Source organism: Pauljensenia sp. C0170B5, from assembly GCF_056590195.1.
In genome coordinates this window covers 42,260-65,723 of record NZ_JBWPVR010000005.1, presented here as the reverse complement: position 1 = coordinate 65,723, position 23,464 = coordinate 42,260, and the positions used below count along the sequence as shown (strand labels likewise).

Annotated in this window: 19 protein-coding genes; 6 read left to right on the top strand and 13 right to left on the bottom strand. The window is 58.9% G+C overall.

Annotated elements, in window-relative coordinates; translation table 11 throughout:
• Positions 1–142: 142 nt before the first annotated feature.
• Entirely contained in the window at positions 143–1,624 is a 1,482-nt protein-coding gene (cysS, locus tag AC1EJZ_RS07555) for a cysteine--tRNA ligase (protein WP_480294442.1), read from the bottom strand.
• Between the two features lie 879 nt (positions 1,625–2,503).
• On the opposite strand from cysS, the gene AC1EJZ_RS07550 reads away from it, so the two are divergent.
• Positions 2,504–3,013, top strand: coding sequence for an endonuclease domain-containing protein (locus tag AC1EJZ_RS07550; RefSeq protein WP_480294441.1), 510 nt, complete (start codon positions 2,504–2,506; stop codon positions 3,011–3,013).
• Positions 3,014–3,627: 614 nt separating this feature from the next.
• Positions 3,628–4,419: a 2-C-methyl-D-erythritol 2,4-cyclodiphosphate synthase gene (gene ispF / locus AC1EJZ_RS07545; RefSeq protein WP_082628656.1), complete on the top strand. Its 792-nt coding sequence runs from the start codon at positions 3,628–3,630 to the stop codon at positions 4,417–4,419.
• Between the two features lie 208 nt (positions 4,420–4,627).
• Here the strand turns inward: ispF and AC1EJZ_RS07540 are convergent, their stop codons facing one another.
• From AC1EJZ_RS07540 to AC1EJZ_RS07515, 6 genes are all read right to left on the bottom strand, one after another.
• Positions 4,628–6,187 (bottom strand): RNB domain-containing ribonuclease, encoded by a 1,560-nt coding sequence (locus tag AC1EJZ_RS07540; RefSeq protein ID WP_058237747.1) that lies wholly within the window; start codon positions 6,185–6,187, stop codon positions 4,628–4,630.
• Positions 6,188–6,250: 63 nt separating this feature from the next.
• Positions 6,251–7,699, bottom strand: coding sequence for an MFS transporter (locus AC1EJZ_RS07535; RefSeq protein ID WP_082628655.1), 1,449 nt, complete (start codon positions 7,697–7,699; stop codon positions 6,251–6,253).
• Between the two features lie 61 nt (positions 7,700–7,760).
• A complete protein-coding gene (locus AC1EJZ_RS07530; protein ID WP_082628654.1) occupies positions 7,761–8,654 on the bottom strand; it encodes an IspD/TarI family cytidylyltransferase in 894 nt (297 codons plus the stop codon).
• Positions 8,655–8,715: 61 nt separating this feature from the next.
• Positions 8,716–9,264 carry a CarD family transcriptional regulator gene (locus AC1EJZ_RS07525; protein WP_058237746.1) on the bottom strand — a complete coding sequence of 183 codons (549 nt, stop codon included), beginning with the start codon at positions 9,262–9,264 and terminating at the stop codon, positions 8,716–8,718.
• 143 nt (positions 9,265–9,407) lie between these two features.
• Positions 9,408–10,109, bottom strand: a complete 702-nt coding sequence (locus AC1EJZ_RS07520) for a response regulator transcription factor (RefSeq protein WP_058237745.1) — start codon at positions 10,107–10,109, stop codon at positions 9,408–9,410.
• 2 nt (positions 10,110–10,111) lie between these two features.
• Positions 10,112–11,287 (bottom strand): sensor histidine kinase, encoded by a 1,176-nt coding sequence (locus tag AC1EJZ_RS07515; RefSeq protein WP_162272387.1) that lies wholly within the window; start codon positions 11,285–11,287, stop codon positions 10,112–10,114.
• A 186-nt stretch (positions 11,288–11,473) separates the two neighbouring features.
• Between AC1EJZ_RS07515 and phoU the strand changes: the two genes are divergently transcribed.
• Positions 11,474–12,118 carry a phosphate signaling complex protein PhoU gene (phoU, locus tag AC1EJZ_RS07510; RefSeq protein WP_058237743.1) on the top strand — a complete coding sequence of 215 codons (645 nt, stop codon included), beginning with the start codon at positions 11,474–11,476 and terminating at the stop codon, positions 12,116–12,118.
• A gap of 150 nt (positions 12,119–12,268) precedes the next feature.
• Here the strand turns inward: phoU and AC1EJZ_RS07505 are convergent, their stop codons facing one another.
• Both AC1EJZ_RS07505 and AC1EJZ_RS07500 read right to left on the bottom strand, forming a co-directional pair.
• Positions 12,269–13,006 carry a phosphoglyceromutase gene (locus AC1EJZ_RS07505; protein WP_058237742.1) on the bottom strand — a complete coding sequence of 246 codons (738 nt, stop codon included), beginning with the start codon at positions 13,004–13,006 and terminating at the stop codon, positions 12,269–12,271.
• 133 nt (positions 13,007–13,139) lie between these two features.
• The gene (locus tag AC1EJZ_RS07500; protein ID WP_058237741.1) at positions 13,140–13,463 is read right to left on the bottom strand and encodes a histone-like nucleoid-structuring protein Lsr2; all 324 of its coding nucleotides are present in this window, start codon (positions 13,461–13,463) and stop codon (positions 13,140–13,142) included.
• A 373-nt stretch (positions 13,464–13,836) separates the two neighbouring features.
• On the opposite strand from AC1EJZ_RS07500, the gene AC1EJZ_RS07495 reads away from it, so the two are divergent.
• Positions 13,837–14,454: a DedA family protein gene (locus tag AC1EJZ_RS07495; protein WP_074026239.1), complete on the top strand. Its 618-nt coding sequence runs from the start codon at positions 13,837–13,839 to the stop codon at positions 14,452–14,454.
• Between the two features lie 77 nt (positions 14,455–14,531).
• Positions 14,532–15,800, top strand: coding sequence for a chloride channel protein (locus AC1EJZ_RS07490; RefSeq protein WP_082628653.1), 1,269 nt, complete (start codon positions 14,532–14,534; stop codon positions 15,798–15,800).
• 38 nt (positions 15,801–15,838) lie between these two features.
• Here the strand turns inward: AC1EJZ_RS07490 and hemH are convergent, their stop codons facing one another.
• Positions 15,839–16,870 (bottom strand): ferrochelatase, encoded by a 1,032-nt coding sequence (hemH, locus tag AC1EJZ_RS07485; protein ID WP_058237740.1) that lies wholly within the window; start codon positions 16,868–16,870, stop codon positions 15,839–15,841.
• Between the two features lie 64 nt (positions 16,871–16,934).
• Between hemH and AC1EJZ_RS07480 the strand changes: the two genes are divergently transcribed.
• On the top strand, positions 16,935–17,528 hold the full coding sequence (locus AC1EJZ_RS07480) for a methylated-DNA--[protein]-cysteine S-methyltransferase (protein ID WP_058237739.1): 594 nt from the start codon (positions 16,935–16,937) through the stop codon (positions 17,526–17,528).
• On the opposite strand, the gene AC1EJZ_RS07475 is transcribed toward AC1EJZ_RS07480, so the two are convergent.
• The 3 genes from AC1EJZ_RS07475 to AC1EJZ_RS07465 all read right to left on the bottom strand — a co-directional run bounded on the left by AC1EJZ_RS07475 (position 17,513) and on the right by AC1EJZ_RS07465 (position 23,413).
• On the bottom strand, positions 17,513–18,733 hold the full coding sequence (locus tag AC1EJZ_RS07475) for a DegT/DnrJ/EryC1/StrS family aminotransferase (RefSeq protein ID WP_058237738.1): 1,221 nt from the start codon (positions 18,731–18,733) through the stop codon (positions 17,513–17,515). The two genes, AC1EJZ_RS07480 and AC1EJZ_RS07475, sit on opposite strands and share 16 nt — an antisense overlap.
• 56 nt (positions 18,734–18,789) lie before the next feature.
• The gene (glpK, locus tag AC1EJZ_RS07470) at positions 18,790–20,328 is read right to left on the bottom strand and encodes a glycerol kinase GlpK (protein ID WP_058237737.1); all 1,539 of its coding nucleotides are present in this window, start codon (positions 20,326–20,328) and stop codon (positions 18,790–18,792) included.
• Positions 20,329–20,590: 262 nt separating this feature from the next.
• Positions 20,591–23,413 carry a Cna B-type domain-containing protein gene (locus AC1EJZ_RS07465; RefSeq protein WP_082628652.1) on the bottom strand — a complete coding sequence of 941 codons (2,823 nt, stop codon included), beginning with the start codon at positions 23,411–23,413 and terminating at the stop codon, positions 20,591–20,593.
• Positions 23,414–23,464: the final 51 nt, after the last annotated feature.

Sequence of the window (23,464 nt, the reverse complement as noted above, 5' to 3'; positions counted from 1 at the left end):
ATCCTTGCCACATTTGTGCCGCTAGGCGCCGGCGTCGCTGTGTGAACCCGCAGCACGACGCTCCGCGTGCCATCTAGTCTTGCCGTCTTAGCTGTGCCGACCAAGCTGTGCTGGCGAGAGCTGGTGTGCGCGGCGAGAAGGTTTAGTCGGCTGCCAGGTGCCAGGTCGCACCGTCTTTGCCGTCCTCCACCGTGATGCCGGCTTCGGTCAGCGTGTCTCGCAGCTGGTCGGCTCGCGTCCAGTCTTTATCTGCTCGGGCTTGCGCACGCTCGTTCACAATACCGGTCACAAGATTGTCGAGGGCGTCCATTGCGCCGTTTGATCCGCTGCCGTTCGTGCCTGTCGTTGCTCCAGTTTCCCCGCGAGTGGTGGCCTTCCACTGATCGGACAGGGGATCCACGCCCAGCAGATCCAGCATGGATCGCACGAGGACGTGTTCGCGGCGAATCGCCTCTGTGTCGCCGCTGGCCAGGGCCTGGTTACCGACTTTGAGGTGTTCGTAAATCACGGCGAGGGCGCCGGCGACGTTCAGGTCATCGTTCAAAGCATTGACGAACCCTTCAGGCAGATCTTTCTCCCCCAGCTGCAGTTCTTCGACGGTTGCTTCGCCTGCAGCTTCCGCACTCTTGAGAGCAAAGGTAATGAACTTTTCAGATGCCGCTTGAGCCGCCGGCAGCGTGTCGGGTCCCCACTCCAAGGCTGAACGGTAATGCACTGTTGACAATGCCCAGCGCACAGCCAGAGCGGGTGCCTGCTGCGTCAGCGCATCCACGGACAGAACGTTGCCCACGGATTTCGCCATCTTCTCACCCTTAATGGTGACCCAGGCATTATGAACCCACATGCGGGCAAATCCCCATCCGGCTCCGTGTGACTGTGCCTGCTCGTTTTCGTGGTGCGGGAATCGCAGGTCAATGCCGCCCCCGTGGATGTCGAATTCTTCGCCCAGGTAACGCTTCGACATAGCCGAACATTCCAGGTGCCAACCCGGCCGCCCTCGTCCCCACGGAGAATCCCACGAGGCGGTGGCTGGTTCGCTGGGTTTGGCAGCCTTCCACAAGGCGAAGTCGCGCGGATCGCGTTTGCCTGCTTCGACATCCTGGTCGATCTGCGCGTCATCTTCCGTAGAACGCATATCGTCCAGTTTCTGACGGGTCAGCGAGCCGTAATCTTCTTGCGAATGAACGTCGAAATACACATTGCCCTGGCCGTCCACGTACGCATGTCCACGTTCAATCAGGCGCTCCACCAGCGCGATCTGGTCAGGGATGTGGGCAGTGGCGCGCGGCTCAAAGGTGGGTGGCAGCACGCCGAGGGTCGCATACGCATCGGCAAATTCGCGCTCGAATCGAGACGCCCACGCCCACCACTGCACTCCTGCTTCAGCTGATTTGGCGAGGATCTTGTCATCAATGTCGGTGATGTTGCGAATGTAGGTCACCTGCGTGCCGTTGCGGCGCAGCCAGCGGATCAGCGTGTCGAAGGCGACCGCGCTGCGCAGGTGCCCGATGTGCGGGGAGCCCTGCACGGTGGCACCGCACAGGTAAATCCCGACGTGTCCGGGGTGGACAGGCTCCAGCGGAGCCAGTGCGGCCTTCTTCGAATCGTGCAGATACAGCGTCATGCCTCTTATCGTAATGCGCCGCGCGCGCATTCCTCATCTTCGTCCTGCGATCCGCGCCCGCCCGAGGGTTGCCATATGCGCCACCGGCCCCTCTTCCGCCGACGCGCTGCAACCCACGCGCAATGGGGCTGCCCGCGCCCGTCAGTCTCTGGCCCTATCTGACTTCATCCACGCCCCGCCCTGCGCAGCCCGCCATCCACAGACTGTCGCCTCGACCTATTCTTGCGCGCGAGCTACTTCTATCCTGAGCACCGTAAATCCGACCATTGCAACCACATCTCACTTGGGTACACAGTCCAAACCAGAGGAGCACCGATGCCTGCTGTTGCATTCGACTTTGACAAGATCCTGATCCGATCATCTCGCGACAGACGCATCTCACAAGAAAAAGCCACCTCGATGAATCTCATCGCCTTAGGAAAAGGTTTCTACGTTGCTCGATACATACTGGAGGAGCTACCCGACAAGTGGGCAGTTATCAATTTCATTAATCGGGCGCGAGCATGGATTCTCACGCGCTACCGACACAGCAAATGCATTGTAATTGGCCACGCCGCATGCGTCGTCCACGGCATCAGCACTCTCTCCTCGCTGATAACAATCGATCTCTTGCATCCAGCGCCCCTGAATTCGACCACATCGACAAGTTTTCTGCCCCCGGTCCAGCTGTCTGAAAACGACGTTATCCCAGCGATAACCGTGCGTAGACATAACCGGCAGCTGTTAAGCGAACCGGTCACATTTCCTCATGGGATTCGTTGCTGTTCACTGAAAGACGCCGCTATTTCAACTGGAGTTCTAGACGATACGGCGAATGGCTACGTCGTCATGTGTGGAGTTCTGCGCATCCTGTCTCGCTTCGACCGGCGGGAATACGACATGTCTCGGAAACGAGAGGATGCAGTCCGCAAAGATCTACTTTTACTCGCACGCAAATTGCCTGAACGGACTCGTAACAAGAAACACCTTTCGCACATCATCGAGGGTGCAGACGCCGCGTGTGAATCCGTTGCAGAACGACACCTGTTATGGATCATGCGCGAAGGTGGCATCACGGAGGTCTGCACGCAGATGAAAGTGCTGCATGACGGCTACACGTTCTTCACAGATTTTGGAATTCCAGACCTTCGTATCGCCATCGAGTTTGATGGGCGTTCGAAACACGGAACTGATGCCGACGACATTTTCGCCAGCTTGGAAGCTCAGCAATACCGCCAGAAAAAGCTTGAGGCCGCAGGTTTCACCGTTTTGCGTTTTGTGTGGAAGGATCTGCGCTCGCCTGAACGCATCGTGGCTGAAATTCGCCTCCACATGGAGCGGGCGTACGCACGCAAAGTTCTCTTCAGCAGTTCCGCCGATCGCCAGTTTTCCTCAGCACCGCCCGGATAGTGCAGCTCTCCTCAGCAGCGGGCATACCTCCGCTTTTTCGCGCGTCGTGTCGCGCTTTGCTCTTCTCCCTGCGTCTCCGCGACCCCTTTTCTCGTGCGCTCATGCGACAAATCAGCCGCCGATGCAACACAACACCCTAGATCTTCGTGCCTGCGTTGCACATTCCCCTAAATCTTCACGGTCTTGATGCACATTCCCCTAGATTTAACGCGAAAACTGCACATACCCCTAGCTAAAGTCGGCACCCCAAAAGGACAAAACCTATTTCCACAGGTCAGCCGTCAGTAGCTTCCGGCGGCCTCGAGCCTCACGCGTTAAATCTAGGGGATTGTGCATTTTTACAAGACTTTTTAGGGGTATGTGCACGCGGAGGGTTTAAATCTAGGGGTATGTGCACGCGAAGGGTTTAAATCTAGGGGTATGTGCACGCGAAGGGTTTAAATCTAGGGGTATGTGCACGCGGAAGGCCCAATTTCACGAGTATGTGCACGCGGCGAAGTTAAATCCAGAGTATGCGCTGGCGCCAGGGCGGAAGGGCAAACGACGGGCACCGCCCATACCTCGTGACAGCTGCAACTCATCCCGCAGGCGAGGGTGGATACTAAGCTGACCTTATGAGCACCGCGCACCGGACCAATTATTCTCGCAACGCCGCAGCAAGCAACACGGCAGCAAGCAACGCCGCAGCAAGCAACACGGCAGCAAGCAACGCCGCAGCAAGTAACGCCGCAGCAGGCAACGCGCAGGCGCCGCAGGCGTGCCCATTCCGCATCGGCCACGCCATTGACGTTCACGCGTTCGCTGAGAATCCGCACCCTGGCGGCAGCCAGCCGGGACAGGCTGCAGAAAGCTCGCAGGTGCGCAGAAATGATAGCCAGCGAGGACAGACCAGTGACGCTCAGCAAGCGCGCGGAACCGACACCCAGCACATTCACGGAAGTGGCAACGAGCAGCCGCATACCGACGTCTTGATGCTGGCGTGCATGGAATGGCCAGGTGAGCCAGTGCTGGCAGGGCACTCTGATGGAGACGTGGCGGCGCATGCCATCTGCGATGCACTGTTGTCAGCCGCACACCTGGGCGACATGGGATCCAACTTCGGCACGGACCGCCCCGAGTGGAAGGGCGCATCAGGGCGCGCATTCCTCACAGAGGTCCTGCGGATGGTCACGCAGGCCGGTTTTGCGGTTGCGAATGTGAGCCTGCAGGTGATCGGTAACCGTCCTCGGATGGCATCGCGCCTGAAGGAAGCCGAACGCACATTGTCAGATATCGTCGGCGCCCCTGTATCCGTATCGGCCACCACGACCGACGGGCTCGGGTTCACTGGACGCGGCGAAGGGCTGGCAGCGCAGGCAAGCGCACTGATCTACGCAATGTCAGCGGCTCACAGATTCGATTCGTGATTGACGAGGGTGGCCGCGGGCGCCGCGCGCACCGGCACAACCACAGCTGACTGTCATTCGGCAACGAGGGCATTTCTATGGGCACCGTCAGCGAGGGCACACCCTAGCGGCACCGTCAGCGACGATCGGCCTCAAACCGATCTGTGGCATGCTCATATCCGGCACACCTCAGCCGCACCGTCAGCGAGGGCACACCCTAGCGGCACCGTCAGCGCCGATCGGCCTCAGACCCATCGATGGCGAGGGCGAACTCCACCGACGGAGCGGCAGGGTCGACCTTCTCGAGCCTGACCTGCACGCGCTTGCCGGCCAAGGAAGGAGCATCCTCGATTCCCTGAATATCGACGCGTGAAATCACAGCCGGATCCGACACGATGATCTCTGCCCGCTCCTTGTTCACACTGGTGACCACCGCGTCAAACAGCTCGCCTTCATGACCAGCCAGCACCATCGCCTCCAGCGCGGCAACCGCTCCGTTTTCAACGGTGCGCACTTTCTGAGTCGTCTGAGCCATGATGGTGGGCAACTCAGGCAAACCGTCACGTACCCACGTCGGCACGTCAACACCGGCGCAGATCGACAGGCACACTTCCTCACCGTAGCGATCCACCAACCGGCGAAGCGGTGCAGTCACATGCGCATACGGCGCAGCGATCGCTCCGTGGATCGCTTCATCACCGGTGGGTGCCCCCCGGTCAAACGCCGTGTACCCCGCGCCGCGGAACAGTGTGCGCGCCTGGCTCATAAACGCCGCGTGAGCCGGCTCGGCCGAATCGAGCGATCGCACAAAGTCGGGATAGGTCTGCTCAGCGGGCCATTCCAGATCCAGTGCCTCGGCCACGCGCCGCAGGCGGGTAATGTCACGGTCGGTTGCAGGCGGCATGACACGCAAAATACCGATCCCTGCCCGGCGCATCATGTCAGCCGCACACATGCCGGTCAGAAGCGAGATCTGAGCATTCCATTCTTCAACGGGCAGCGTCGCGCGGTACGTCAACTCGAACTGGCCGTCGTCGCGCTCCTCAATTTCCTGCTCAGGCGCGTTCATCGAGATACCGCCGCGTTCGATTTCACGCTGCTCACGAGCCTGACCGACGTGAGCCAAGTTGTCAATAAAGTCAGCTGGAACCACATCAGGCAGGTCGCCCTTGCCGTCGACTGCGCGCTGAACACCGTCGTAGTCCAGTTGTGCCCTCGAACGGATCACGGCCCGCTCCACGTTCGCTTCCACCACGTTGCCGTCATCGTCCAGGTCAATGGTCCACAGGCACGAGGGGCGATCGGCATCCGGAATAAGTGAGGCAGCATCATGGCACAACACATCCGGATGCAATGGCGTGACCTCATCGGGCGCGTATACGGTTGATCCACGCTCACGCACAGCATGGTCCAACGCCCCGTCAGGCCACACGAATGTTGCCAGTGAGGCGATCGCATAGTAAACGCGAAAGGTGGCTCGCCCTGCCCGCGAGGCGCTGCGCTCGCCGTCATCGTCGCCGTCCAGTCGCACGCACGCCACAGCCTGATCCAGATCACGGGAGCCATGCGGGTCGATGGTGACGAACGGGATGTCACGCGCGTCGCGGGCACCCTCGGCAATGAAGCGCTCAACGCCGCTGGAATGCCAATGGGAGGCCGCAAGGTCAGCTTCGTGCTGCGCCTCGTCGGAAAACTCGGTGGGGATCCCGGTCTTGTCGCGCAGGTGGTTCAAGGCGAGCACGACTTGCGAGGGCGGCGCGCTGTACATGCGCAGACGTGGAGCGGACATGTATTTTCCCTTCGTTGACGAGGGCGCCTTCACCGCGCGGCTTCCAGGAACGTGCCTCCAGTATCACCCTTGTGACGGCGTGCTGTCCTGATAAATGTTCAGATGCGCGGATTCCTGGCGAATCGGAATGAGCAGCAGAAGGCCAGCCAGCAGTACCACGACGATGCCGAGAATGCCCCAGTGAGTGGCGTCCACGTCCGGTGGTGTGACGGCGCGCCCCAGTTTGATGGCCAGGTAGTACAGGGCAGGTGAGAGGAAGGAGACGGCTCGGCCGGTCGTGGCGTACAGGCCGAATACTTCGCCTTCGCGACCTGCCGGGATCATGCGCGCCAGGAAGGAGCGCGAGGCCGACTGTGCCGGGCCGACAAAGACGCACAGGATCAGGCCCAGGACCCAGAAGATCGGCTTGCCGAATGAGTGGAAGAAGAACACCAGCAACCCGGAGGTCACCATGCACACCAGGGACAGGATGATGACGCGCTTGGGGCCGATCCAGTCGTCAAGCGCACCGAAGCCAATGGTTGCCAGGCCGGCGACAACGTTGGCGGCAATGGCAAAGAGGATGACTTCGGAGGCGGAAAAGCCGAACACGGACCCTGCCAGGATTGCGCCAAATGTGAACACCCCAGCCAGGCCATCGCGGAAAACAGCCGACGCGATCAGGAACATCAAGGTGTGGCGTGATGTGCGCGCCAGAGACTTCACTGTTGACCACAGCAGCTTGTAGGAATCGATCAGAGACTCATGGGTATCGCTGGTGGACACATTCTTCGGTTTGGGCGGGTTAAGGACGACCGGCAGAGAGAAGACGGCGAACCAGATGGCTGAGACCACCATTGCGACGCGAATATTCAGCCCGTTTTCACCTGTCACGCCGAACCAGCCGACTTCAGGGTTGATGAAACCGACGAAGAGGATCAGCAGCAACACGATGCCGCCCACGTATCCGAGGCCCCAGCCGAATCCGGAGATTCGTCCCATCGCTGACTTATCAGCCAGGTGGTTGAGCATCGCGTTGTAGTTGACGGAGGCGAACTCGAAGAACACGTTACCCAAGCCGAGCAGACCGATTCCCAGCCACAGCGCGCCGGTTGGGCCGAGCGAGGAATTAGGTGCCACGAAGAACATGGCGAGCATGCACAGCACCACCATGGCGGTGAACCAGCCGAGCCACACTCCCCCTTTACCGCGCCGATCAGCACGCTGCCCCGTGATGGGAGCTAGCAGAGCGATCACGATGCCGGCAAGGGTCAGTCCCAGTGACAGGTTCTCGTTGGCAACAACTTTGGGGGCGAACACCCCGTCAGTTGTCAGGTAGACAGAGAAGACGAACGTTGTTGCCACGGCGTTGAATGCGGCTGAGCCCCAGTCCCACAAAGCCCATGAGACCACTTTCTTGTTCCACAGAACCCAGTGGTGGCGTGACCCTGACGGAGGCGTGGAACCTGTCGAGTGTGACGAAGTGGAAGAAGGAGTGGGAGCATGCTCGAAGGACTGCTCGTGTTGTGACATGGGATCTCCTTATGCAAGGGTGCGGCGCGCGCCGCAGACAGATACCTGCGATTGCAAGGTATCACGCATCGGGCGCGTACCCGTGATCTAGACAGGCTTGCGCCAGGGCAATGTCCAACTCGGTGGTCACTTTGAATGCCATCGTGTCGCCCGCAATCGACATCACCGTCAGTCCCAGTGCTTCCACCAGCCCTGCATCATCGGTGGCGGCGCTCGATTCGTCGGCTGCTCTGCTGGCTCCGTACTCGTGAGCACGGCATATGACGTCCCACGTGAAGCCTTGCGGAGTTTGAACAGCGCGCAGGCGTGAGCGGTCAATACTCGGGTCGAGGGGCGATAGCGCATCGTCTCCCTCGTCGATGTGCGTGCCGGTGGCAAGCGGTTTGATCGTGTCAGTTACTGGCAAGGTTGGGATGACGGCATTGGCACCGTTTTCAATGGCTCGGGCTACGCGGCCGATGAGCGCCGGCGGTGTCAGGCAGCGCGCCGCGTCGTGGATCAGGACAGGTGTGCGCGCGTCAGGACGGAACTGTTCAAGGGATCGCAAACCTGCGGCCACAGACGCCTGACGCGACGCTCCTCCCGCGACGACTCGCACGGTGGCAGATAGGTCGGGCAGCGCACTCCCGATGAGTTGTTCAAAATCGACGAGGGCGTCTGTCGGAGCGGTGACCGCAATGTGCGTGATTCCCGCAGCGTCAAGGCCGCGAAGGGCGCGCAGTACCATCGGTACACCGCCAACTTCGACGAGGGCTTTGGGCATGTGCCGTCCCAGTCGGGTGCCCGAGCCAGCTGCGGCCAGGACAGACAGGCGCCTCTTGACAGGTGCAGGTTCTGCTCGAGCAGATTCAGTTGACACAGATTCAGTGAGCGCAGGTTCAGCTGACACGATGCCAGCGTGGTGGGATCCAGGCGCCTGCAATGGCGTCGTTGACTGGGATCGCAGCTGGCTCATGTCAGGATGGTCGCAATTCAGGCGCCGCGCCACTGCCGGGAGGGGCGCGGTGCTGACGGCACTACTTGTCGTCGCCTGATTCGCGAGTGTCGGTGCCGGCGTCGTCGGCACTGTCATCCGTTTCGGCCGATTCAGCCAGGATCGAGTCGAGGCGATCCGATGCTGCTGACTTGTCGATGTCGCGGGCCAGAGCAAGCTCAGAAGTCAGGATCTGGCGGGCTTTCGTCAGCATGCGCTTTTCGCCCGTGGAAAGCTTCTTGCTGGCGTCGCGGCGAGTCAGATCACGAACAACTTCGGAGACTTTGACGATGTCGCCGGTTGCGATTTTTTCCTGATTGGCCTTGAAGCGTCGTGACCAGTTCGTCGGCTCTTCGACATAGGGTGCTCGCAAAACGGAGACGACTTCTTCCAGCCCGTCTTCATCGACGACATCTCGAACGCCAACGAGGTCGACGTTGTCAGCTGGCACTTGAATCTTGAGGTCACCTTGCGTGACGCGCAGTGTTAAGTAAGTTTTTTCCTCACCGCGTATCTTTCGGGTGGCGATCTCCTCGATCGTGGCTGCTCCGTGATGGGGGTAGACGACCGTTTGACCGATGGTGAACGTCATAAAAGAAACTCCTGCTGGTATTAAACAATACCGCCATTCTACCAGTAATCGTGCACACACAGTCAGTGGGGGTGTTATGCTAGCGCTTCGCTCGCTCCACGCCCCTTCGCACGGGGATGCCGGCACACACCTGCGCGCCGTTTTTACTTGCTTTCGTCGCGCGGATTCGACACCAGTTTGTAGCCCAGTCCGCGAACGGTCACCAGGCGGACGGGGTGGGATGGATCCGGCTCGATCCGAGCGCGCAGACGTTTGACATGCACGTCCAGGGTCTTTGAATCACCGATCGTTCCGACTCCCCACACACGATCCATCAGCTGCGAGCGCGTCAGGACTCGATCGGGGTTGCGGGCGAGGAATTCCAGCAGTTCAAATTCACGCAGCGGCATCGACACGGATGTGTCGTCCACCGTGACTTCGTGCCGGTCTACCCACAGGCGGATTGTTCCCACTTCGAGGACTTCTTCTTCATCCTCCAGTGTTCCAGCCTGGCGCCGCAATACTGCACGGATGCGGGCCAGCAATTCACGGTAGGAATACGGCTTCGTGATGTAGTCGTCGGCACCCATCTCCAGGCCGACGATGCGTTCGACCACTTCGTCTTTCGCGGTCACCATGATGACAGGAACGTTGGATACTTTTCTGAGTTTCCTGCACACTTCGGTGCCCGACATTCCCGGCAACATCAGGTCAAGCAAGATCAGATCCCATTTCGGATCGATCGCTTTTTCGAGTCCAGCATTTCCGTCGGATGCTTCGCCCACGTCAAAGCCGTCCCGACGCAGGTTGTAGGCGAGTGGCTCACGGTAGGAGGCTTCATCTTCGATTATCAAAATTGCCGTCATGATTATCTTGCGTCCTTGTCTTTACGCTCGTCTCCATTTTCACCGATCTCTGCTTCAGGTAACACTAGCGTGAACGTTGATCCGCGACCCGGGAGGGATGCAACGGTCACTGTTCCGCCGTGATCACTGGCAACATGTTTGACGATTGACAATCCCAGTCCTGTCCCCCCTGTTTCACGTGAGCGTGCCGTGTCGACTCTAAAGAAGCGTTCAAAGATGCGTTGCTGATGCTCAGATGAGATGCCGATACCGGTGTCGATGACGCGAATGCAGATTCGTTCCTGGTTGCGTACCGCGTCGACACGCACCCATGAATCCGGATGCGAGTACCGCACAGCGTTATCGACGAGGTTTCGGACCGCCATCACCAGCATGTCCTTATCTCCCCACACGTAGGCCTCGAGCGCAGGATCCGGTCCGCGTAACTCGATGCGTGCCTGCTCGGCGGGGAATTCTTCCTGATGGAGCGCTTCGCTGATCACTTGCTTGACGCTGACGAGGTCGGGCGAATCCAGAGCATCAGGTGATTGCAGGCGCGACAGGTCGATAATGTCCTGCACCAGTGTGGACAGTCGTTCCGATTCTTTCGACAGTCGGCTCGCGAAGTAGGCAACTGCTTCAGAATCGTCAGAGTTTTCAGCGATCGTTTCGGCCAGAAGTCGCACAGCTCCGACAGGTGTTTTCAGCTCGTGCGACACGTTCGCAGTAAAATCGCGGCGCGCAGCCTCGTTGCGTCGTTGGATCGTCAGATCCTCTGCCACGATCAAGAGGAGGTCACCGGGCAGCGGGGCCACCCGTACTCGGAAGAACAGTTCCGCTGCTTCAGGAAGGTCGGAGCGTGGCAGCGTCATCTCAGTGGTCAGCGGGACTCCCTCGGCCCGCACGCGTGCGGCAACTTCAATGAGGGCAGGGTGCGTCAGTTCCTGGTGACGCGCCAGGCCTTTGGCATACGCTTTGGCATCAGCGCGGACAATCTTGTTGTCCGCGTCAACGACGATCACGATGCCGGGCAGAGCGGAAGTCATGGCGAGCAGATCGACAGGCGGCTGGGTGTACTGCGGATCCACTCCATTTTCGACGTCCTGTTGACGCTGAGACAGCCGGAAGGCTCCTACGCCGACAGCGCCGACGAGGACACCCAGCAGCGCGACAACGATGAGAGTGATAGCGTCCAACACAGACATAACTGTATCGATCTGTTTGCCTCTTCGTCACCACTCGTGACGGGCCATCTGCAGATTTCCTGCAACAATACCCGAAAAGCAAGCAGGAGTTAACCAAAAATTAACCCGATATGCACACACTTGGCACTTATCTTTGGTGGACTTAAACAGTTACAGTGGATTTTTCGTGAAGGAGACATTGTGCGCACTGTATATCGACAGGAACTGACGCAGCTTGGACTCGATTTGGAGAGGATGAGCTCCGGTGTCACCGTCGCGATTGAACGCGCAACGCAGGCCCTGCGCGAAGGTGACATGATCAAGGCGGAGCAGACAGGCGACGCTGATGACCGCCTCGACCAACTGTCCCGTCACATCGACGAAACCTGTGTGAGCCTTCTGCTGCTACAGGGCCCCGTTGCATCCGATCTTCGCCTGATTGTTGCGGGCCTGAGACTGACTCAGACGATGGAGCGTCAGGGCGACCTTGCGGCCCACCTGGCTTTGATCGCACGCAACCCCCACCAGGAGCCGGGGATTTGCCCACAGGCTCGACCGCTCATCACCAAGATGACGGACGCGGCCGTGCAGATGGCACACTCGATGGAGAAGGTTGTCCAGACCCAGGATCTGAACCTGGCCCGTCGTATGCATCGCGATGACGACATTCTCGATGACCTGCAGATCGAGGCTCGCCGCATGGCAACCGATGACGACAATGATCTGACTCGCGCTCAGGTGATCGACGTGACGCTCGCGGCCCGCTTCCTGGAGCGCTTCGGTGATCACGCTGTTTCCGTTGCAGACCAGGTGATGTACATCGTGGAAGGCGCACAAACCGCCTAAGCGGAACTGCCGAATCTATATCCGGCGAACGCGGAGCTCACACACCGTATTACCCCGCTGACGCCTTCAACATGCGCATAAAGGCTGGTGCCCCACCTCCTTGGGAGGTGGGGCACCAGCCTTGAGGGTGGGAACCCTCGTGAATGAAACTTACTTGCCCTGGTTTGCTACGGCCGCGATCTTGGCCTCAGCATCGGGATCAAGGTATGTGCCGCCCTTCTTGACGGGTTTGAGGGTTTCCTCGTCAAGCTCGTAGACCAGCGGAATGCCGGTCGGGATATTCAGGCCGGCGATGTCGTCGTCGGAGATATCATCGAGGTGCTTGACGATGGCGCGCAGTGAGTTGCCGTGGGCTGCAACCATCACGGTCTTGCCGGAGCGAATCGCGGGAACGATGGTGTCATTCCAGTACGGCAGCAAACGGGCCAGCACGTCCTTGAGGCATTCGGTCAACGGAATCGGCTCGCCTGCATAGCGCGGGTCGGCGTCCTGCGAGAATTCCGAGCCCTTTTCGATCTCCGGCGGCGGCACATCGTAGGAACGGCGCCACTGCATGAACTGTTCCTCGCCGAACTCGTCGCGGATTTCCTTCTTGTTCTTGCCTTGCAGAGCGCCATAGTGACGCTCGTTAAGGCGCCATGAACGCTCCACGGGAATCCAGTGACGGTCCGCGGCATCCAGGGCCAGGTTGGCGGTCTGGATGGCGCGACGCAGCATCGAGGTGAACAGCAGGTCAGGCAGGATGCCGGCTTCCTTGAGAAGCTCTCCTCCGTGCGTTGCCTCTGAGCGACCCTTTTCTGACAGGGGTACGTCAACCCAGCCGGTGAAAAGGTTCTTTGCATTCCATTCGCTCTCGCCATGGCGGAGCAATACCAGTTTGTATGTCATAGTCCTATTCTCACAAAGATCGTGCCCGCTGTCACGGGACCCTTCGACATCACTTCACAGCGTCGGCAATACGAGCCACTCAACAACGGCCGGTCGCCGCCTGAGCGGTTGTCCTTCACCTCATCGGCAGCTCTTACTGATGCGCCTGACGGTACTGCTCGACAATGCTGGCGGGGATACGTCCGCGCTGTGACACCTCAAGACCCTCATCCTGCGCCCACTGGCGAATCTTCGCTGAATCGGACGCACCGGCGGTTGCACCGCTGCGGCGAGTGACAGCCCGGCCACCGGTCCGGCGCGCATGGCGAATCCACTGCGCGAAATCGTCTTCGATCTTGTTCGCGTGTTCAGCATTCAGATCGATTTGGTAGGAAATGCCGTTGAAGGCAAAACTAATCGTCCGTTCAGCTTCAGAGCCATCGATGTCGTCGACCAAGAAAACCTTTGTCTTTTTCATTGAAAGTATTCCTTCTGCAGAATCCAATTCCGACAATAAAAAGAGTAGCACTTCAATCGGTTTTCATTTATTTGAATTCATCTGGCAATGTGGCGTGAACCGTTTTCTCACATCAACCGTTCTCTCGTATCAGCCGTTTTCTCGTATCAGCCGCTTCCTCACATTAGGCACTTTCTCAGATCGCTGACAAGTTCATGGTGAACACCAAAATCGGGCAGAACCTGCTACCAGGTTCAGGGACTGTTCAGGGGATTCCCCTATGGCGTTTAACTTCCATTCCGTGCGATGATCACCATGTGAATTCATTGAAGCACCGGCCTGCGCCAGACTGTTCGACGTTGTCGCATTCCCTGAGCTTTTCAGGCCTGTCGCAATGAGCTCCTTTTGGTCCTTTATCAGCGGCATCGAAGCCGCCATCGTTTCATTTTCCGATCAGCCGCTTTCCCTCGTTCTGTGCGTCCTGGCATGCTGGGGTGACGGGTTCTTCCCCGTCCTTCCCTCTGGTTCGGTTATCAGCGCCCTGTCGGCAACTCCGGCATACCGTGAACCTGTGTTCCTGACATTCCTCATTGTGTGCTGTGCCTGCGCGGCACTTGTAGGCGACCTTACAATGGCGACGATCGGTCGACTCTTTCCTGAAAAGTCCCGTCGTCTACCGAAACTCAATATGAGGTTAAGTGCAGTAACAGAGCGCCAATGGAGAATTCTCCTGTCGACGGGTCGATTCGTCCCCATTGTGCGAATTGCGATTTTTTTCAGCGCGGGGAAAATGCGCATACCTTTCCGCCATATTGCGTTACTCGATGCACCCGCCTGCCTTATCTGGTCTTGCATCTACGGCCTGAGCGGAACAATCGGTGCACGTATTTCGACTTCACCACTGATATCGATGGCATGCGGAATTGTCTTAGGAGCTTTGTGCGCAGCAATTCTGACCCGGATTGCTCAATACCTCCATTCCCGCCACGCGAAGGTTACTAATCAGTCCTGACAGTACGCGCCTGTGCCCCGCCCGCCTCACCGCGTCCCTGCTGGCGCACCGAAGCGCAGCCAACGTACGGTAGATAGGTGCACGTACCGTCAGACGGTGAAAGCTCTCACCGCACTCCGCTCGTTCGCCTCATCGTGGCCGTCATTTTCACGGCCGCAATTGCCGGCATTACCGGATGGTTCTTTTCGCATCTGCTTCACCTGATCGAAAGACTCGCCTACGGTGAGAGCGCAACCTTCATCGAGGCTGTCCTGTCAACCGATTCGTCCAGACGCGTCATATTTCTTGCTCTGGCAGGTGCGATCGGCGGGATTTCCTGGGCACTGCTGCACCACACCAGACGAGGGATCGTCACCGTCACCCAGGGTGTCAACGGGGCGAAAATGCCGCTCTTGACCACATTCACGCACGCGACCACACAGGTTGTCATTGTGGCGCTCGGTGCGTCCATCGGCCGGGAAGTGGCACCGCGTGAAGTATCCGCAGCCCTGTCAGGATGGTGCTGTGACCGGTTGGGACTGAGCGCGCAGGATCGCCGCCTGATCGTCGCATGCGGCGCAGGCGCAGGGCTGGCCGCTGTGTATTCAATTCCCATTTCAGGAGCAATTTTCGCCCTGGAAGTTCTGATCGTTTCTCTGACCCCGCGGGCATTGTGGTGTGCATGCCTGATCTCGGGCCTGTCTGTCCTGGTCGCCCAAGGCCCCATCCGGCCCGAACCGTTCTACACGGTCACCGCACCCACTTCAACACCATCACTGCTGCTGTGGGCACTCATCGCCGGCCCGATCTTAGGTACAGCAGGCTGGGGTTTCAGTCGCCTGGTGAAACGCGCTGAAGACCTGCGCCCGACAACCCCGCTGCTTCTAGTCACCTTGCCTGTAATCTTCACACTCGTCGGGCTCATCGCCGTGTGGATTCCGCAGGTCATGGGTAATGGTCAGGCCACTGCTCAGGCGGGATTCGACGCGCATTCCCTGGCCGCCCTCGTCCCTGTCCTGATCATCACGTGTGCCAAGGCCATCACAACGCTGGGCACAATCGCATCAGGGGCATGGGGTGGCACGCTGACACCGGGTATCGCACTGGGAGCCGGATTCGGCGCCGTCGGTGGACTGGCGTGGTCGACGATGTTCCCCGACATTTCAATCACTGCCTGCGCGCTGATCGGAGCGATGTCATTCCTGGGCTCATCGATGCGTGCGCCGCTCACCGCACTCGCCCTTGTGCTGGAGTTTACGCATCAAGGGGCAACTATCCTGGTTCCGGCACTCATTGCACTCGGATTGTCGTGGGCCATCACCTGCGCATTCACGCGCCTGAGCGAGGCGTCACACCCGACCGCATAGTCGACGAGGTTCACACTCAAACGGGTAGCCGACGAGGCTTACACCCAGCCGGCCAAGCCGGTGCGGGCGACCTCCTCGAACGTGTCGATACATCCGGGCAGATCGTTGCCCCATGGCACGTAGTGGAACTGCGAACCGCCAGCTTCGATGAAGGCATCACGGTTCAGGCGTGCGATCTCATCAAGCGTTTCGATGCAGTCTGCGACAAACCCGGGGCAGATCACGTCCACTCTGGTGGTGCCCACTGCGCCAAGTTCCCCCATCGTGTCGATGGTGGCGGGCCCAATCCACTTGGCCGGCCCAAAGACGGACTGGTAGCGGGTGAGTACCCACTGTGGATCCAAGTTGAGGCGCGATCGCAGCAGTTCAGCCGTCGTTTCACACTCGTCGCGGTACACGTCTCCGTCGCGGTGCATCGCCTCGGGTATCGAGTGGAAGGACAGGACGAGTTTGTCGCCACCTTCAAAATCGGGCCGGCCGCGCGCATCCCAGTGATTAACGAGGGCGGCCGCGAGCGCCTCGATATACACCGGGGCGTCATGGAAGGAGCGAATGGTGCGGATCTCCAGTTGATTGCGAGCGTTCAGCATGTCGCGGGCAACTTCATCGATGACAGGCGCGGTAGATGAGGAGGCGTACTGCGGGTAGGCGGGAATGATGAGGACGCGCTGCACTCCCTGATCACGCAGCTGATCAAGCACGCTGCGGATCGATGGTTCGCCGTAGCGCATGGCCAGGTGCACGTCGGCAACATGGTCGAGGCGCGCAGCCAGTTCGTCGCGCTGACGCAGCGACCAGTACATCAGTGGTGAGGAGTTCGACTCGGTGTGCCAGATCGACTCGTAGAGTTTTGCAGACCGTGCAGGGCGCACCCGCAAGATGATGCCTTCGAGGATCGGTCGCCAGATTGCTGGAGGCATTTCAATGATGCGCCGGTCGGAGAGGAATTCACGCAAGAAGGGGCGCACAGCCCGGGCTGTGGGTGCCTGCGGCGTTCCGAGGTTGGCCAGGATCACTGCGGGTCGTTCGGCTCGAGCGTTTTCTGACACAGCTAAAGATTTCGTCACGATGTGTACTGTACGGGAAAAACTATGTTCAATGCGAACTCACGCGCCCCACAGTAGGCTGACGACCATGACCCCCACAGCCCCGGCTTTTCTCTCACGCTACCGTTCACCCATCGGCACCTGGACACTGGCTTTCATAGGTGGTGACCTCGTCGGACTGTGGTGTGAGGGGGCGAAGCATTTCGGCTCCACCATCGCCGGCATGACGCACACCGATGACATCAGTGAGCTGGAGCCACCCTCGTCAATCAAGACGCAGAACAACCTGACCTGCACAACGCGCTGGCTGGACACCTACTTTGCCGGCCACATTCCCGACGAGGTGCCTGCGCTGCGCCTGGTCGGCACTGATTTCCAGGTCAGTGTGTGGCGCGAGCTCCTCGCAATTCCCTACGGGCAGACGACCACGTACGGTGACCTGGCCGATGCTGTTGCTGATCAGCGAGCCAGCGGGCTGGCACGTCAGGCTGGTCAACTGACCTGTCAGGCTGGCCGGCCGGCACCTCAGGCTGTCGGGCAGGCTGTCGGGCGCAATCCCATCTCCCTCATCGTCCCGTGTCACCGTGTCGTGGCGGCAGATGGTTCGTTGACGGGATACGCTGCGGGAACTGACCGCAAGGCGTGGCTCCTTGAGCTGGAAGACGCTCAAATCGCTTCATGAGCGGCGAGCCAGCGTACGGCCGCATCGGCCAGTCGCTCAGCATGGTCGCGTGATTCCTGGGTCCGCAAGTTAATGATCGAACGCTCGATCTGGCGTGTGCGTGAAAGGTCATCACTGTGAGAATCAAGTTCGTATGTACGCGGGCTGCGCACACCGGGGAAGAGGAGAGGCCGATACCACCTGCCCGGATAGAAGCCCTGTGACTGCAGCGCACTGAACATGTCTTCTGGGTCGATAGGCTGACCGGACCCATCGCGCTGGAGGATCACAGGGAAGCGGATCAGCGGCATCGATGCGGTGACAGAAGCCGGGACCGTTGCGGCGGTGTGGATTGCTGACAATGCACGCAGGTAGTGGCCGGTTCGCTCGGCCAGTTCACGTTCAATGGCATCCACACCCGCGAGTGCTTCGCTCATGTGGTCGAGCACCCAGCGTGAGGGTGCGTACGGTCTTCCGTTGGATCCGCCCTGCCATTGCGTGTCAGCAACTGGCGGGTAGAAAAGGTGTGCGGCCTGAGCCGCACTTCGCAACCTGCCTGAGAGCCCTGATGGCAGGTGAGAGTAGGCGCGATCTTGCAGGCGATAGGTCCGAATTGCCGTGTCGAGAGTAACTCGAGGCTGAGGCAGGTTCGTCAGTGCACGGACGAGGAGCTGGCGCACAGGCACATCAACCGTGTCGGGATTGAGCCACAGTGCGGCACCGAATTTCGTGGGCAAAACCTTTTCCGCGCCGAAAGAGTGAATCGAAATATCCGCGAGGGGACGCCGCGTCTGCGGATCGGTGGCCATGCGTCCGACGCAATGTGCGCTGTCTTCAACAACAAAGGCGTCCGCTGCGTGCGCCTGATCCACGATCACCTTGGATGCGCCATCGTCCACGATACCGAAGGTGTGCTGGAGGACGATCGCCCCCGTCGAGGGCGGGAACGTCAAGGTCTGTGGGTCGATCGAGAGCGTGTCGGGCGAAATATCGGCGTACCGCGGGAGCATACCCGCGGACACAATCGGGTTAATTGCCGTGACGCGCGTGAACGCCTGCGTCACGACGTAGCGGGCGCGCCGCGCCTGCCGGATCGCATCAAAGGCCAGGTGCATGACGTGGCGTGCGGGCGCACCTGCATGACGCTGGGCAGTACGGTCACGCCGTATGAAGTCAAGCACTGAAGGGGTCAGCAGATTCTCACCGAATTCTCCCCGTGTTTGCACCTGAGATGGGGCTCCGGCCGGCCTCCCTCGTCAATTAAGTGAGGCGCGAATGGCGGTCAGGCGTTTTCGACGTCCTCATCTACCCAATTGAAGGTGCGTGTGACGGCTTTCTTCCACAGGCGGTAGTTGCGGTCGTACTCGTCGCGATCATCGCCTGGTTCCCAGCGCTTTCCTTCCGACCAGTTGTCGATGACGTCCTGCTCGCCCTCCCAGTAGCCCACGGCAATGCCTGCTGCGTATGCGGCGCCTAGCGCTGTTGTCTCCAGGACTTTCGGGCGAACGATCGGCACACCCAGCTGATCGGCCTGGAACTGCATAAGCAAATTGTCATTCGTCATGCCACCGTCGACGCGCAGCTCCTTCAACGCAACACCCGAGTCCGCTTCCATCGCGTCAAAGACTTCGCGGGACTGGAAAGCGGTGGCTTCTTCAACTGCACGGGCCAGGTGTCCCTTGTTGTTGTATCGCGTCAGCCCCACGATCGCGCCACGTGCATCGTCCTTCCAGTACGGTGCGAACAGGCCGGAAAATGCGGGTACGAAGTACACGCCACCATTGTCATCAACTGTTTTCGCCAGGTCTTCAATGTCTCTGGAGTCCTTGATGATTCCCAGATTGTCGCGCATCCATTGAACCAGTGAGCCTGTTACGGCAATCGAGCCTTCCAGGGCGTAGACCGGCTTGTTGTCACCGATCTTGTAGCACACGGTGGTGAGCAGACCGTTTTCTGAAAAGACCGGCTCCTCACCGGTGTTCATGATGACGAAACAGCCCGTACCGTACGTGTTCTTTGCCATGCCTTTGTCGAAGCACGCTTGCCCAAAGGTGGCGGCCTGCTGGTCACCAAGGATTCCAGCGATCGGAGTGTCAATCAGCAGCCCGTTCTTGCGACCGTATCCGTAGATTTCAGAAGAGGAGCAGATTTCAGGAAGCATCGACATAGGGATGCCGAAGTCCTCGCACACGTCTTCTCGCCACTGGAGTGTGCGAATATCCATCAGCATGGTGCGCGACGCGTTGGTGACGTCAGTCTTGTGAGCACCTCCGTTGACGCCGCCGGTCAGGTTCCACAGTGTCCAGGTGTCGGTGGTGCCGAACAGGAGGTCACCAGCTTCGGCGCGTTCGCGGACTCCCTCGACGTTGTCGAGGATCCATTTGATCTCAGGGCCTGCGTAGTAGGTCGACAGGTCGAGACCGCAGATGTCGCGGTACTTTGACTTCCCTTCGTCACCTGCAAGCTCACGAATGATTTGCGATGTGCGCGCGTCTTGCCACACGATCGCGTTGTAGACGGGTTCGCCGGTGTTCTTATCCCACACGACAACGGTTTCGCGCTGGTTCGTGATGCCGACGGCTGCGATCGCGTGCCTGTTGATTTCGGCTTTTTGCAGGACGTCCGCGACGCAGATGCGAATGTTGCTCCATATTTCGAGTGGATCGTGTTCAACCCATCCGGGCTTCGGGAAGATCTGCTCGTGTTCCTTCTGACTGACGGCCACGATCTGCCCATCGTGGTTGAAGATAATGGCTCGTGAGGACGTCGTGCCCTGATCGATGGCAAGTACGTAGTGTTCTTCCGCGGTCTTCTCAGTCATTGCGTCTCTTCCTGTCGTCCCTTTCCTATCAGTGACAGCCTCAGGCCTCACTGCCTGCACATACATGATAGAGCGCATCTCGCGTGCAATCAGCCCGTACTGCGACGAGGGAGGCCGCGTCTGGTCAGTTTTACCGACGAGGGCGGCTGGCCAAAACCGTCTTGCCAACGAGGAACGGGCGCACGCTGAAGCACAGAGTCTTCCAGCGCGCGCCCGTCTGACACGGAGATTCAACAGCTCAGAACTGATGCACCTCCTGAGTTCAGTGGATTCCTCGGCGGCGGTACCAGAGCAGGCCAGCGCCCAGGGTGATCATCAAAATGCTCGCTCCTACAGCACCTCCAGCCGTCGCCCCCGTGTTCACGATGGTCGGCGGTGACGGTGGTGTACCCGGCGGAGGCGGATTCTTCGAGTTCGTGATGGTGAATCCGTCAGTCGCAGTTCCTGTGATGCGGGCACTGAAGCCGTCAACTGGTGTTTCCTTGACTGTATAGACGATGGGCGCGGAGCCGTCTGCATTGAACATTTCAAGGTCGGCAAATGTGCCTGACCAGGAGTTGTCTGCTGAGAGAGTGAGTTTCTGTCCAGTTGGCTCACCGTCAGCCACAAGTTCAACGTCAATGGACTGTGGGATATCGTCACTGAGCGCTGCGCCGTCGTGGTTCACCCATTTCTTCGTCACGGGAACAGCTGTGAGGGCTCTGTTTGTGATCGTGAAGCCGTCCACGGCGTTACCAGCCACTACCGACCGATACCCAGGAACCTCAACCTCACGCACCGAATACTCAACCAAGACGCCATGGTCAAACTTCGGCAAATCCTTAAACACACCGGACCACGAATTATCCGCCGACAAAGTCAACGTCGTGCCAGTCGGCTCCCCACCAGTCAACAACTCAACCACAACACTGCCAGGACGTTCACCCAACGCATCCTCACCATCAAGCCACGACTTCGACACACCCACAGAGGTGAGGATCCGGTTCGTCAGCGCAACACTGTAGGTCTTCTGCTTGTCATCCGAAGTTTCTGAGACCTTCATGGTGTAACCGTCCGCGCCGCTTTCCTTGAACTTAAGCGGGATGCGTTCACCTGTTGCGGCATCGACTAAGGTCTGAGGATTGGGGAAGTTATCGATAGTTGTTTCCCAGTTATTTGCCTCCGACAGCTCGATACCTTTGACGACCTCTACATCATCAACGAGGACGTCCAGCGTAATTCTGTCTGGGCGCACACCCGGGTCATCGTTGCTCCAAGATTTCTTGATCTTGAGTTTCCAGGCATCTTCACCAAAGAACAATTGTCCGTTGTTGGCAATGCCTCCACCGCTAAATCCCATGTCAGTGGCGAGGTTATTTTCGATTCTGACAGTGGCAAGACGTTCAGCCAGTCGCTTTGCCTGATCACTCGGAACCGACTTAAAGGCCTTATTCACTGTGTAGAGTTTGTTATTCTCCACCCGCTTGTTGTCGCCGCCTTGCACGTATCGCGGTTCTTGCTGCTCTTGCGGCCAGTTCAAGCGCTTACCGAAAATCGAGCCATCCTGGTACCACATTCTCTCTGCACCACCAAGCATGCGCTCGCCTATGAAGACAGGGTGGCCTTTCTCCGGCTCAGCCGCGCCAAAAGTATGCTCAGCGACGCTTGCAAAATCGTCTCCTGCACCTTTGTATTCCTTATTACGCCCAACATCTGGGGCAGAATTATCGAAAATCGCGACGCCCTTGGTGATGTTCAAGGTGGTTGTGCCCGTTGCGCAGTTCCACACACCGCCACCCTGCGTGCTGGGAAGGTGATTTCCTGCCCCGATAAGGAATGCGTCTTTGGTTGCATTGCCGCGGATCAGAGAGTTCTCAATGGTAAGAATCGAATCGGAATCGTTGTAGATACCGCCACCGCCCCAAAAGCCCTTCGCAACGTTGTCGTGTACGTAGCCGGCTTTCATCGTTACCTTAGCTTCACCGTAGAACGCGAGTCCGCCTCCAGCTTTCAGGGCCACGTTGTGCGCAAATTCTCCTCCGCTGATCGTGGCTTCGCCACCACCGAGAGCGATTCCTCCTCCGTGACCACTAGCAGTATTGCCTTCGACCGTGCCGCCGGAGATTTCCACATCTTTGCCACCACCGAGCGCGATCCCTCCTCCGAGACCTTTAGCAGTATTGCCTTCGACCGTGCCGCCAGAGATTTCCACATCTTTGACATCATGGATGTACATGCCGCCGCCCTGACCGGCGTAATCACCGTTGGTGTTTTCCTGGACAGTTCCGCTCGTGAAGTTGAAGCTATCTCCATTATCAATCGCGATTCCTCCGCCAATTTCGGTGGTATTTTTTGCGATTGTCGTTCCATCAAGCGTGACGTTGGCAAAACTCGCATACACGCCTCCACCGAATCCTTTATATTTGGGATGAACCGCATCATTGCCGGATATTTCCCCACCGGTCAAGGAAACGGGTACAGGAGCACCTTCAGCTCCCCAAATGCCTATCGCACCACCACGCTGGTAGCCGTGGTTCTCCTGAAGAGTTCCGCCGGCAATGCTGACACCGTCACCGCCGTAGATCGTAATCGGTGCGTAGAGGCCCTCATTCACCCCTTCAGGCAGGGTGCCGGAGGTATCAGTGACATTGTTCCTCGAAAAGTCAGCGCTCCCAGTCATGTTGAATTCGCCGTCTTTGACGAAGATGACAGGTCCGGTGAGCGATGTGTCGTGGACGGATCCGTCAGTGAAGTCCAGCGTTCCACCGTTCACAACGATTCGTGAGTTCGTGAAGGAGGGGCCGGCAAGCGTGAGGCTCCCGCCTTCGGCCACAGTCACTGTGTCGGCGCCCACTCCCGTGACAGTTCCACTGCCCGTGAGAGTCAGTCTCGCACCCTCCGGAACAACGAGCGGTTTGTCTGCTGTCGCACTGACATCACTGTCAATCGCGACTGTGGTCTCAGCACCTGGCGTCGCCTGGGCTGCCTGGGAAACGATTGTGTCCCATGAGGGGGGCTCCTCTGCCCTCGCAATCCCACTGGGTGTCAGTACAACAGCGAGGGAAACAGTAAGGAGACTGGTCACAAGCCTTAAAACACTACGCATGTCGTCATTCCGATCCCAGCGAAAATTCCTCAAACTATTCGATCATCTCAC

What these genes read in the sequence shown, in the direction of transcription:
- AC1EJZ_RS07500 (WP_058237741.1), bottom strand. Translation starts at nt 13,463, where the DNA reads ATGAAAAAGACAAAGGTTTTCTTGGTCGACGACATCGATGGCTCTGAA.
- AC1EJZ_RS07550 (WP_480294441.1), top strand. Translation starts at nt 2,504, where the DNA reads ATGTCTCGGAAACGAGAGGATGCAGTCCGCAAAGATCTACTTTTACTC.
- glpK (WP_058237737.1), bottom strand. Translation starts at nt 20,328, where the DNA reads ATGACTGAGAAGACCGCGGAAGAACACTACGTACTTGCCATCGATCAG.
- ispF (WP_082628656.1), top strand. Translation starts at nt 3,628, where the DNA reads ATGAGCACCGCGCACCGGACCAATTATTCTCGCAACGCCGCAGCAAGC.
- AC1EJZ_RS07535 (WP_082628655.1), bottom strand. Translation starts at nt 7,699, where the DNA reads ATGTCACAACACGAGCAGTCCTTCGAGCATGCTCCCACTCCTTCTTCC.
- AC1EJZ_RS07465 (WP_082628652.1), bottom strand. Translation starts at nt 23,413, where the DNA reads ATGCGTAGTGTTTTAAGGCTTGTGACCAGTCTCCTTACTGTTTCCCTC.
- AC1EJZ_RS07505 (WP_058237742.1), bottom strand. Translation starts at nt 13,006, where the DNA reads ATGACATACAAACTGGTATTGCTCCGCCATGGCGAGAGCGAATGGAAT.
- cysS (WP_480294442.1), bottom strand. Translation starts at nt 1,624, where the DNA reads ATGACGCTGTATCTGCACGATTCGAAGAAGGCCGCACTGGCTCCGCTG.
- AC1EJZ_RS07540 (WP_058237747.1), bottom strand. Translation starts at nt 6,187, where the DNA reads ATGTCCGCTCCACGTCTGCGCATGTACAGCGCGCCGCCCTCGCAAGTC.
- AC1EJZ_RS07480 (WP_058237739.1), top strand. Translation starts at nt 16,935, where the DNA reads ATGACCCCCACAGCCCCGGCTTTTCTCTCACGCTACCGTTCACCCATC.
- AC1EJZ_RS07530 (WP_082628654.1), bottom strand. Translation starts at nt 8,654, where the DNA reads ATGAGCCAGCTGCGATCCCAGTCAACGACGCCATTGCAGGCGCCTGGA.
- AC1EJZ_RS07495 (WP_074026239.1), top strand. Translation starts at nt 13,837, where the DNA reads ATGAGCTCCTTTTGGTCCTTTATCAGCGGCATCGAAGCCGCCATCGTT.
- AC1EJZ_RS07525 (WP_058237746.1), bottom strand. Translation starts at nt 9,264, where the DNA reads ATGACGTTCACCATCGGTCAAACGGTCGTCTACCCCCATCACGGAGCA.
- AC1EJZ_RS07520 (WP_058237745.1), bottom strand. Translation starts at nt 10,109, where the DNA reads ATGACGGCAATTTTGATAATCGAAGATGAAGCCTCCTACCGTGAGCCA.